Below are 8,581 nucleotides of genomic sequence, written 5' to 3'. Positions count from 1 at the left end.
ACCTCCGCGAGCACACGGCAGCGACGCTGGACCCGACCGCGGCGCCCCGGGAGCTGCACATCGTCGATGCGCTGCCGCTGCGGGGGCCGGGGAAGGTCGACCGGCGTACCCTCGTCCAGCGGTTCTCCGGCCGGTAGACGCCGCGCCGACCGGCGCCGTGCACAACCGGTTCGATCGGAGTGCGAAGATCGGTGCATGGCAACCGCTGGTCAATGGCTCGAAGGCGCCCGTCCTCGCACCCTCCCCAATGCAATCGCTCCCGTCGCCGCCGGTACCGGGGTCGCCGCCGCGCTCGGCGAAGCAGTCTGGTGGAAGGCGCTACTCGCGCTGGGAGTCGCGCTGGGCCTGATCATCGGCGTCAATTACGCCAACGACTACTCGGACGGCGTGCGCGGCACCGACGAAGACCGCGTCGGGCCGCTGCGGCTCGTCGGTGCCGGACTCGCGGCGCCGTCGGCGGTCAAACGGGCCGCGTTCGTCTCCCTGGGGATCGCCGCGGTGGCGGGGGTGGCCCTCGCGCTCACCACCGCGTGGTGGCTGCTGCTCGTCGGGGCCGTGTGCATCGTCGCGGCCTGGTACTACACCGGCGGTCGAATGCCCTACGGCTACAGCGGTTTCGGTGAGGTCGCGGTGTTCGTGTTCTTCGGTCTCGTCGCGGTGCTCGGCACCCAGTTCGTGCAGGCCGGACGTATCGACTGGGCCGGCGTCGGATGCGCCGTGGCGGTGGGTTCCTTCTCGACCGGGGTGATGGTGACCAACAACCTGCGCGACATCCCCACCGACGCGGAGAGCGGGAAACGAACTCTTGCGGTGCGGCTCGGCGACCCACGCACCCGCACCCTGCATCTGACGTTGATGGTCCTGCCGTTCGCGATCACGGTGGCGCTCGTCGCGGTCACCCCCTGGGCCGCGGCCGGGTTGCTCGCGGCCCCGTTCGCGGTGCGCGCGCACGCGCCGATCCGAGCCGGCGCCCTCGGTCTCGACCTCGTTCCGGCGCTGCGCGACTCGGGCATCGCCATGCTCGTGTGGGCAGTCGCGACGGCCGTGGGGCTGGCGTTCGGCTGAGCGCCGCGGTTGGTCGCGATCAACCGCGGTCGGGCACGACCAGGCCGAGGAGGAAGTTGACGATCGCGATGATGAGCCCGCCCCAGATCGCGGCCCAGAACCCGGCGACCGTGAGCCCGTAGTCGGTGAAGCTGCTCAGCCACGCGGTCAGCCACAGCATCAGGGCGTTGATGACGAGCGTGAACAGGCCCAGGGTGAGGATCACCAGCGGTAGCGAGAGCAGACTGACGATGGGTTTGACGAGCGCGTTGACGAGCGTGAAGATCACCGCGAGGACGAGCAGGGAGATAGCGGTATCGGTGGTGAACGAGCCGTTCATGCCCACGATGTCGATGCCGGTCACCACCTTGGCTGCGACCCACAGCGCCACGGCATTGATAACCAGTCGCAAGATCAGTGAAATCATAGTGCAACTGTGACACACGATCCCGTTGTGACGGGAGTGACTCAGGCTGCGGCGTCCAGGTGCGTGGCCAGGACCCGGCGCAGCTCCTCGCGCGTCAGGTGCGCTTCGATCAGTGCGGTGCTCCGCGGTTCGTCACTGCGCAACACCCCGAGCAGGATGTGCTCGGCCCGGATCACCCGGTCGTGACGTGCGATCGCCTCCCTCAGCGACAGTTCGAGCACCTTCTTGGCGTCCCTGGTGAAGGGAATGTGATCGCCGAACAGGTCGCCGAAACGACCGCGGCGGTCCCGCGCGGCGGGCCGGTCGAGGACTCCCTCTCCGTACGTCTCCTCGAGACGCGCCCGCACCTGGTCGAGATCGATGCCGATGGCCTCGAGCGCGGCCGCGTCGTCCGTCCCGAGCTCTTCACCGCGGGATCGGGCCGCAAGTTCGGAGCGGATGCCGTCGATCGTGAGGCCGACGTCGGCGAGGAGGAGGCGGAGCGGTTCGTCGGCGACCACGAGCACCCCGACGAGAACGTGCGGTACATCGATTTCGGCGGCACGGAGTCGGCGGGCTTCGGTCTGCGCCGCGACGACGGCGGCGCGGGCACTGTCGGTGAAACGTTCGAACATAGTGTCTACCTGCGCTTCCGGCTGTGTTTCTGATGGACGGCCTGCCTGCTCACTTCGAGTGAGTCGGCGATTGCCTGCCACGACCAACCTTGGTTGCGGGCGTTCTCGACCTGGATCGCTTCGAGGCGTTCCAGGAGGCGACGCAGGGCCCGGACGGCTCGGAGCCCCTCGGCGGGGTCGGAACCCGCGGCCGCAGCGGCGAGGGTGGTGGCTTCACTCATACTGTCAATGTAGGTTGACAAACCGGGATGCGTCAACCTGGATTGACACTTTTTCGGGCGGTGTCTGCTACCCGAGCGGGTTCCACTTGCCGGTTGCCGCGAACGCCTCGAGGATGGCCGTCGATGCCGTCGTATCGAGACCCTCCGCTGCCAGCCACTCGTCGGAGAAGTACGTGTCGGTGTAGCGTTCGCCGCCGTCGCACAGCAGGGTCACGACACTGCCCCGCCGGCCCTCGGCAATCATCTCGCCGATCAGCCCGAACGCACCCCACAGATTGGTGCCGGTAGACCCGCCCACCCGCCTGCCGAGTACGTCGCTCCCGTGTCGCATGGCGGCGATAGAAGCGGCATCGGGCACCCGCACCATCCGGTCGACGACCTGCGGTACGAACGACGGTTCGACGCGCGGCCTGCCGATACCCTCGATCCGCGACGGCATACCGGTGGCGTAATCGGCAGCGCCGCTTTCGTATCCGCCGAAGAACGCCGAATTCTCCGGGTCGACGACGACGAGCCGCGTGTGGTGACGCCGATAGCGGACGTACCGGCCGATGGTGGCGCTGGTACCGCCGGTACCCGCGCCTACCACGATCCAGTCGGGAACCGGATGCGGCTCGAACCGCATCTGCGAGTAGATGGATTCGGCGATGCTGTTGTTTCCGCGCCAGTCGGTGACACGTTCGGCGTTGGTGAACTGATCCATGAAACATCCCCCGAGCTCGTCGGCGAGGCGATGTGCTTCGGTGTAGATCTCCGGTGGTCTGTCGATGTAGTGGCACCGGCCGCCCTGCGCCTCGATCAATGCGACCTTGGCCGGCGACGTCCGGCGTGGCACGACGGCGACGAACTCGAGGCCGAGCAGCTGCGCGAAGTACGCCTCGCTCACCGCCGTGGAACCGGACGACGCCTCGATGATCGGGGTGCCCTTGTCGATCCAGCCGTTGCACAGCCCGTACAGGAACAGCGACCGTGCCAGCCGGTGCTTGAGGCTGCCGGTGATATGCGTCGATTCGTCCTTGAGGTAGAGCTGTACACCCCAGTCCGACGGCAGCGGGTAGCGCAGCAGATGAGTATCGGCGCTGCGCTGCGCGTCGGCTTCGATCAGACGGACGGCGTTGTCGACCCAGTCGCGGGAGGTACTGCGATCGACGACATCCGGACTGCCATCGGTCACTTCCCGTCCTCGCCGCGGAGTCGGCCCTCGAGATCTGCGCGTGCGGCCCGACGGCGCTCGTCGACCGTGGCGATACCTTCGTTGACCCGGCGCCGCAGGGGCGCGAACAGCACCAGCGAGAGCGGCAGGGCGATCAGAACGGCGAACAGCGCGGCGATGAGCAGGGGAATATCGACCCCGAACAGGCGCGGAACGAAGATGATGACGACGGCGAGGACGACGACGAGCGCGAGCCGCGCAAGCGAATACAGCGCGACGTCGCGCGCCAGCGAGCTCTTACCGGAGTCCGGTGCCGCCTTCGCGGAGCCGGCGCGTGCAGGGTCCCGTGGCGGGGTGTTTCGACTGCGGTCGGAGCGGTTATCCGAGGAGGCGTTCGGGTGTTCGTCGTTCACCCGTTCAGGGTAACCGTCGGCCGCACACGGACCCGGCTCACCGTCTCCGGCGCACGGGGAAATCTCGTCCGTTTTGTCTATTACTTCCGCTTTACCAACCGCTGACCGTTCGAGCAACCAGGGGGTTCGATGCCAACATGACTGGGACAAGTCGATCGAACAACCCGATCACGACGAATCAAACGGGAGGAAATCAGAAATGAGCGCACCCACCTTCAACGGCACACGGGAATCCCTGCTCACCCCTGGCCAGGTCGCCGCCCTCTTCCACGTGGATCCCAAGACCGTCACCCGGTGGGCACACGCCGGACGGCTGGGTTCGCTGCGCACACCCGGCGGCCACCGCCGCTTCCGCGAATCCGAGGTCCTCGCACTGCTGCGGTCTCTCACCACCGAAGCCACTCGCTGATCCGCGAACCGGCCGCACCTGCGTCACCTCACGGACGTCCGCCTCCGATCTCCGGAATCGGATCCGGACGCACCGTCCCGAACATCCCCGAGTCCTGCCGATTCCGATCCCTGCACCCCGGTCGACCGGGTCCGGTAGACCGGCCACATAGACTGGTGGAACCAGGACCGCACGACGCCCTGCTCCCTGCGTCGGCGCCTGACCACAGCTAGGAGGTGCATGGTGCTCTACCTATTGGCGATCATCGGTGCGGTGACGCTTGCCGTGCTGCTGTGGAAGGGGTTCGGACCCGACCTCAACCGCCCGTCCACCCGCGTCGTCGGACCGGACGACGATCCGGAGTTCCTCTGGAAGGTCGACCGCGAAGTTCACAAGCGGCGCGGGGACGGCACACCGGGGCCGGACAAAGGGGGCGTCGACTAGGCGCCCGGCCGCCGGGTCGCGCCGTCGACCGGCAACCCCCGATGCGCCGGTTGCGCGAAGTCGCCGGCCATGTCCGCGGCAAGCCCGAGAAGGGCCCGCCGAGTTCGCGGCTGCAACCGCTCCAGATCCACTTCCGCGCCTTCTTCCAGGTGCGGATCGAACGGCAGGACGTGCACCGCACGGCATCTTTGTTCGAAGTGGCCGATCAACCGATCGAGATCCACCTTGCCCGCGCGTGGACGAACGGCGTTGACCACCGCGATCGAGTGTTCGACGAGCCGGCGGTAACCGTGGGCATCGAGCCAGTCCAGCGTCGCGGAGGCACTGCGCGCGCCGTCGACAGACCCTGAACTGATCACCACCAGAGCATCGGCATTCTCGAGGATCGCACTCATCGCGGAATGCATGAGGCCGGTACCGCAGTCGGTGAGGACGATGCTGTAGAACCGCTCGAGAACGCCCAGCGTCCGTTCGTAGTCCGCTCCGCTGAAGGCCTCGGACACCGCCGGATCGGTATCGGATGCCAGCACCTCGAGTCGATGCGCGTTCTGAGAGGTGTAGGCCCGCACGTCTCCGTACCTGCCGATCCGCGACTCGTCGCGCAGCAGTGTTCGGACGGTCGCCGACGTTTCGGCAAGCACCTTCTGACTGAGGGTGCCACGATCCGGGTTGGCGTCGACCGCGATGACGCGGTCACCGCGCAGAGCCGCGAATGTCGAGCCGAGCGTCACAGTGGTGGTCGTCTTGCCGACCCCGCCTTTGAGACTGAGCAGCGCAATCCGGTAGCACCCGTGCAGCGGCACCCGAACCTGGTCGGCCAGGTTCCGGCGCTCACGCTCGCGCACGCTGTCGCCGACGTTCACCTTCCCTGCCGTCGCCTGGAAGACCGCCCGGCGCCATCCTCGCTTCGGCGCCGGCTCGACCCGCCGGACGAGCAGCGACGCGTCCAGATCCCGCGCCGAAGGCGCTGCTACCCGGAAACCCCGTATACCGGATCCCCGGCCCGCTTCTTCCCCCATCGCATGCTCCCCCCGGCAGACGTTTGCGACGCCAGGACGATAGCAGGGTCAGTTGAGTCCGGCGTACGAGTGCAGGCCCGAGACCACCATGTTGATGATGAACAGGTTGAACAGCATCGCCACGAAACCCGCGATGTTGATCCACGCGGCGCGCGTGTTGCGCCAGCCGGAGGTCGCGCGAGCGTGCAGATAGGCCGCGTAGACCACCCACGTGATGAACGAAACGGTTTCCTTCGGATCCCAGCCCCAGAAGCGGCCCCACGCAGCCTCGGCCCAGATGGCGCCGAGGATGATGCCGGCACCGAACAGCGGGAACCCGATGATCGTCGTGCGGTAGGCGAGGCGATCCAGCGTCTGCGCGTCGGGCAGTCGCTGGGCGATCCCCGCGAGCACACCGGTGGCCGCTTTGCCCTTCGGGAAGCGGATGCGCAGCAGGAACAGCATGCTCGCGACCCCCGACACCAGGAAGATGCCGCTGCCGACACTGATGATGGTGACGTGGATGGGCAGCCAGAACGAGCGCAGCGCGGGCACGACGGGAGCGGCGTCGGCGTACAGCACGGTCGCCGCGAGGAACATCAGAATCAGCACCGGCACCAGCACGTACACCCACATGATGCGGTAGGTGGGTTTACGGAGCATCACCAGGCCGAACACGATCGCGGCCGCACACGCCATCGCCACGAACTCGTACATGTTGCCGAGCGGAAACCGTTCGGTGGCGAAGCCGCGCATCACGATCGAGGCGATCTGCAGCGCAGCCACGACGACCACCAGTGCGCGCCCCATGTTGCCCAGCCGCTCGGATGTGGTGCGACCCTGCCGCTGCTCGACCCGTCCCGGCGCAGCGTCGGCAGGAACGTCGATCGACGGGTCCGACCGGCGCGCACCGCTGGCGACGAGTTCGCGTTCGGAGACGAGGTCGACGCGGTGGGTCGCGTACTCGGCGACCAGCAGGATCAATGCCAGCACCAGCACCGCGAATGCCGATTCGAAGGCCCAGTCGCTGTACTGCGCGAGCGTTTCGTTCAGTGTCATCTGTTCTTCTCCTGTGCCGCCGTGGTCGCGGCCGTGTCGTCGTTCGCAACCTGGCTGCCCGCAGCCCGGTCGCCGAGGAGGCGGGCTACCAGCCGATCGAACTCGTCGCCCCAGCCGGCCTGATCGGTGCGGGCCAGTCCACCGAGTTCTACTACGCTTCGTCGTTCGTCCTCGGACACTGTACCGGCCGGATAGACGCGCACCCAGATCCTGCGTCGCTTGACCAGGAGCGACACCAGCAGTCCGATCATCATGGAGATCGCCGAGACGAGGACCCACTGCTGCGCCGGATCGTGCGAGACCTGCAGGTTCACGAAATCCGTGGCCCCGTCGAAACGAACCTCCACCCCGTCGGGCAGCGTGGTGCTCTCCCCGGGCCGCAGGTTCACGCGGTCCTGCTTGACGAGCCGGCCCTGATTGATGAGCTCACTGTTCAGAGAGAACAGCGACTGCGGACTTCCGGTGTCCAATCCGGCATCACCCTTGTAGATGTCGACGGCGACAGCCGGGTCGAGCATCGCCGGGAAGGCCGACGACAGCAGGGTGCCGTGGAATGCCGCGGTGGGGGCGAACAGCCCCTCGATCGCAATCTGGTTCTTGCGCCGTTCGTCGGCGTCGGGGTACATGCCCCCGGGCGGATCGAAACGCATCGCGCCGCTACTGAGGAAGGTCGTCGCGTCCTCGGGGGCGAACTGCAGCGTTTCGGTGCGGGTCTCCCCGCTGGGCCAGGTCACCGTGAATGTCGGCGCGTATCCGTGTCCCTGCAGGTAGACGCGGTCGCTGCCGACCCGTAGCGGATGGTTCACCTTCAGCTGCTCGTCGCGCCAGGTGTTGGTCTGCAGGTCATCGCCGTACTGGTATTCGATATTCGATGTGAACATCTCGGCCTGGCCGCTGTCGAGGTAGTCGGCGGTGAAGTCGTGCACTCGCACGCACATCGGCGTCAGGCCGGTGCCGTCGAGTTCGATACCCGCGATGAACGAGTCGAACGCCGCGGGCGACGTCGTGCAGAACTCCTCGCCGTCGGCGACGAGGATGCGCTGGCCTTCGTAGCCGAAGAGTTTGCCGAGAGCCACCGTCGCGAGGAGGGCCACCAGGGAGATGTGGAACAGCAGGTTGCCGGCCTCGCGCAGATATCCCTTCTCGGCCGAGAGGGTCAGCTCCCCGTCGTGCGCCCGCGGTCCGCCCGCGCGCTCGACGACTCGCCACCCGCGCAGTTCGCCGCGCACCCGTGCAACCACGTCCGCGGGCACGTCGTCGACCACCGTGTCGAAGTGATGCGGCAATCGGCTCAGGTTGCGTGGCGCCGAAACCGGCGGTGTGCGCAGCGCCCGGAAATGCTCGAGGCAACGCGGCAGGATGCAGCCGATGAGCGAAATGAACAGCAACGCGTAGATCGCCGTGAACCAGAAGCTGCCGAACACGTCGAACAGCTCGAGCCGGTCCATCAGGGGACCCAGGGTCGGGCGGGCCGCGATGTACTCGTCGACCTTTCCGGCATTGAGGCTGCGCTGCGGAAGCAGCGCCCCGGGGATCGCGGCCAACGCCAGCAGGAACAGCAGCACCAGCGCCGTGCGCATCGACGTCAGGCCACGCCACGTGTTGCGCACCGAGGCCACCACCCGGCCACCGAAATTCTGCTTCGGCGGGCGGGGCTGCGATGCGGGGGTAGAGGTGTCGGTCGCCGTCATATGGGGAGCACTACTTCCGAGATGAATGCGTCACGCACCCAGGACACGAACAGGTCCCACGCGCCGGTGACGAGAGCGATGCCGACGGCCATCAGCATGAGGCCGCCGACGATTTGAACTGTGCGGGCG

11 protein-coding genes and 2 pseudogenes are annotated in these 8,581 nt (G+C 67.3%); 4 read left to right on the top strand and 9 right to left on the bottom strand.

Annotated elements, in window-relative coordinates; genetic code table 11:
* Nucleotides 1-137 (top strand): annotated as a pseudogene (locus tag Q8814_RS22290) (o-succinylbenzoate--CoA ligase); the annotation flags it as partial.
* 58 nt (nucleotides 138-195) lie between these two features.
* Nucleotides 196-1,065, top strand: a complete 870-nt coding sequence (locus Q8814_RS22285; RefSeq protein WP_330154161.1) for a 1,4-dihydroxy-2-naphthoate polyprenyltransferase — start codon at nucleotides 196-198, stop codon at nucleotides 1,063-1,065.
* A gap of 19 nt (nucleotides 1,066-1,084) precedes the next feature.
* On the opposite strand, the gene Q8814_RS22280 is transcribed toward Q8814_RS22285, so the two are convergent.
* From Q8814_RS22280 to Q8814_RS22260, 5 genes are all read right to left on the bottom strand, one after another.
* Entirely contained in the window at nucleotides 1,085-1,471 is a 387-nt protein-coding gene (locus Q8814_RS22280) for a phage holin family protein (RefSeq protein ID WP_330154160.1), read from the bottom strand.
* Nucleotides 1,472-1,512: 41 nt separating this feature from the next.
* Complete coding sequence (locus tag Q8814_RS22275) at nucleotides 1,513-2,085, bottom strand: Clp protease N-terminal domain-containing protein (RefSeq protein ID WP_330154159.1); 573 nt, start codon at nucleotides 2,083-2,085, stop codon at nucleotides 1,513-1,515.
* Nucleotides 2,086-2,090: 5 nt separating this feature from the next.
* Nucleotides 2,091-2,306 (bottom strand): helix-turn-helix domain-containing protein, encoded by a 216-nt coding sequence (locus Q8814_RS22270; RefSeq protein WP_330154158.1) that lies wholly within the window; start codon nucleotides 2,304-2,306, stop codon nucleotides 2,091-2,093.
* 67 nt (nucleotides 2,307-2,373) lie between these two features.
* Entirely contained in the window at nucleotides 2,374-3,480 is a 1,107-nt protein-coding gene (gene cds1 / locus Q8814_RS22265; RefSeq protein WP_330154157.1) for an L-cysteine desulfhydrase Cds1, read from the bottom strand.
* A complete protein-coding gene (locus Q8814_RS22260) occupies nucleotides 3,477-3,872 on the bottom strand; it encodes a DUF4229 domain-containing protein (RefSeq protein WP_408015966.1) in 396 nt (131 codons plus the stop codon). The genes cds1 and Q8814_RS22260 overlap by 4 nt, the downstream gene beginning before the upstream one ends.
* 199 nt (nucleotides 3,873-4,071) lie before the next feature.
* On the opposite strand from Q8814_RS22260, the gene Q8814_RS22255 reads away from it, so the two are divergent.
* Entirely contained in the window at nucleotides 4,072-4,281 is a 210-nt protein-coding gene (locus Q8814_RS22255) for a BldC family transcriptional regulator (protein WP_330154156.1), read from the top strand.
* 222 nt (nucleotides 4,282-4,503) lie between these two features.
* On the top strand, nucleotides 4,504-4,704 hold the full coding sequence (locus tag Q8814_RS22250) for a hypothetical protein (protein ID WP_330154162.1): 201 nt from the start codon (nucleotides 4,504-4,506) through the stop codon (nucleotides 4,702-4,704).
* On the opposite strand, the gene Q8814_RS22245 is transcribed toward Q8814_RS22250, so the two are convergent.
* The 4 genes and pseudogenes from Q8814_RS22245 to Q8814_RS22230 all read right to left on the bottom strand — a co-directional run.
* Nucleotides 4,701-5,723 (bottom strand): MinD/ParA family ATP-binding protein, encoded by a 1,023-nt coding sequence (locus Q8814_RS22245; RefSeq protein ID WP_330154155.1) that lies wholly within the window; start codon nucleotides 5,721-5,723, stop codon nucleotides 4,701-4,703. The two genes, Q8814_RS22250 and Q8814_RS22245, sit on opposite strands and share 4 nt — an antisense overlap.
* Before the next feature lie 48 nt (nucleotides 5,724-5,771).
* Nucleotides 5,772-6,761 carry a c-type cytochrome biogenesis protein CcsB gene (gene ccsB, locus Q8814_RS22240; protein ID WP_330154154.1) on the bottom strand — a complete coding sequence of 330 codons (990 nt, stop codon included), beginning with the start codon at nucleotides 6,759-6,761 and terminating at the stop codon, nucleotides 5,772-5,774.
* The gene (gene resB, locus Q8814_RS22235) at nucleotides 6,758-8,452 is read right to left on the bottom strand and encodes a cytochrome c biogenesis protein ResB (protein ID WP_330154153.1); all 1,695 of its coding nucleotides are present in this window, start codon (nucleotides 8,450-8,452) and stop codon (nucleotides 6,758-6,760) included. Before resB ends, ccsB begins: the two co-directional genes overlap by 4 nt.
* A pseudogene (locus Q8814_RS22230) lies at nucleotides 8,449-8,581 on the bottom strand (cytochrome c biogenesis protein CcdA); the annotation flags it as partial. The gene resB and the pseudogene Q8814_RS22230, both read right to left, overlap by 4 nt.

Origin of the sequence: Rhodococcus chondri (assembly GCF_036327435.1) — a bacterium.
GTDB lineage: Bacteria > Actinomycetota > Actinomycetes > Mycobacteriales > Mycobacteriaceae > Rhodococcus > Rhodococcus chondri.
This window is presented reverse-complemented; position numbering and strand designations above follow the sequence as displayed.

What these genes read in the sequence shown, in the direction of transcription:
- Q8814_RS22285 (WP_330154161.1), top strand. Translation starts at nt 196, where the DNA reads ATGGCAACCGCTGGTCAATGGCTCGAAGGCGCCCGTCCTCGCACCCTC.
- Q8814_RS22270 (WP_330154158.1), bottom strand. Translation starts at nt 2,306, where the DNA reads ATGAGTGAAGCCACCACCCTCGCCGCTGCGGCCGCGGGTTCCGACCCC.
- Q8814_RS22280 (WP_330154160.1), bottom strand. Translation starts at nt 1,471, where the DNA reads ATGATTTCACTGATCTTGCGACTGGTTATCAATGCCGTGGCGCTGTGG.
- resB (WP_330154153.1), bottom strand. Translation starts at nt 8,452, where the DNA reads ATGACGGCGACCGACACCTCTACCCCCGCATCGCAGCCCCGCCCGCCG.
- Q8814_RS22275 (WP_330154159.1), bottom strand. Translation starts at nt 2,085, where the DNA reads ATGTTCGAACGTTTCACCGACAGTGCCCGCGCCGCCGTCGTCGCGGCG.
- ccsB (WP_330154154.1), bottom strand. Translation starts at nt 6,761, where the DNA reads ATGACACTGAACGAAACGCTCGCGCAGTACAGCGACTGGGCCTTCGAA.
- Q8814_RS22245 (WP_330154155.1), bottom strand. Translation starts at nt 5,723, where the DNA reads ATGGGGGAAGAAGCGGGCCGGGGATCCGGTATACGGGGTTTCCGGGTA.
- Q8814_RS22255 (WP_330154156.1), top strand. Translation starts at nt 4,072, where the DNA reads ATGAGCGCACCCACCTTCAACGGCACACGGGAATCCCTGCTCACCCCT.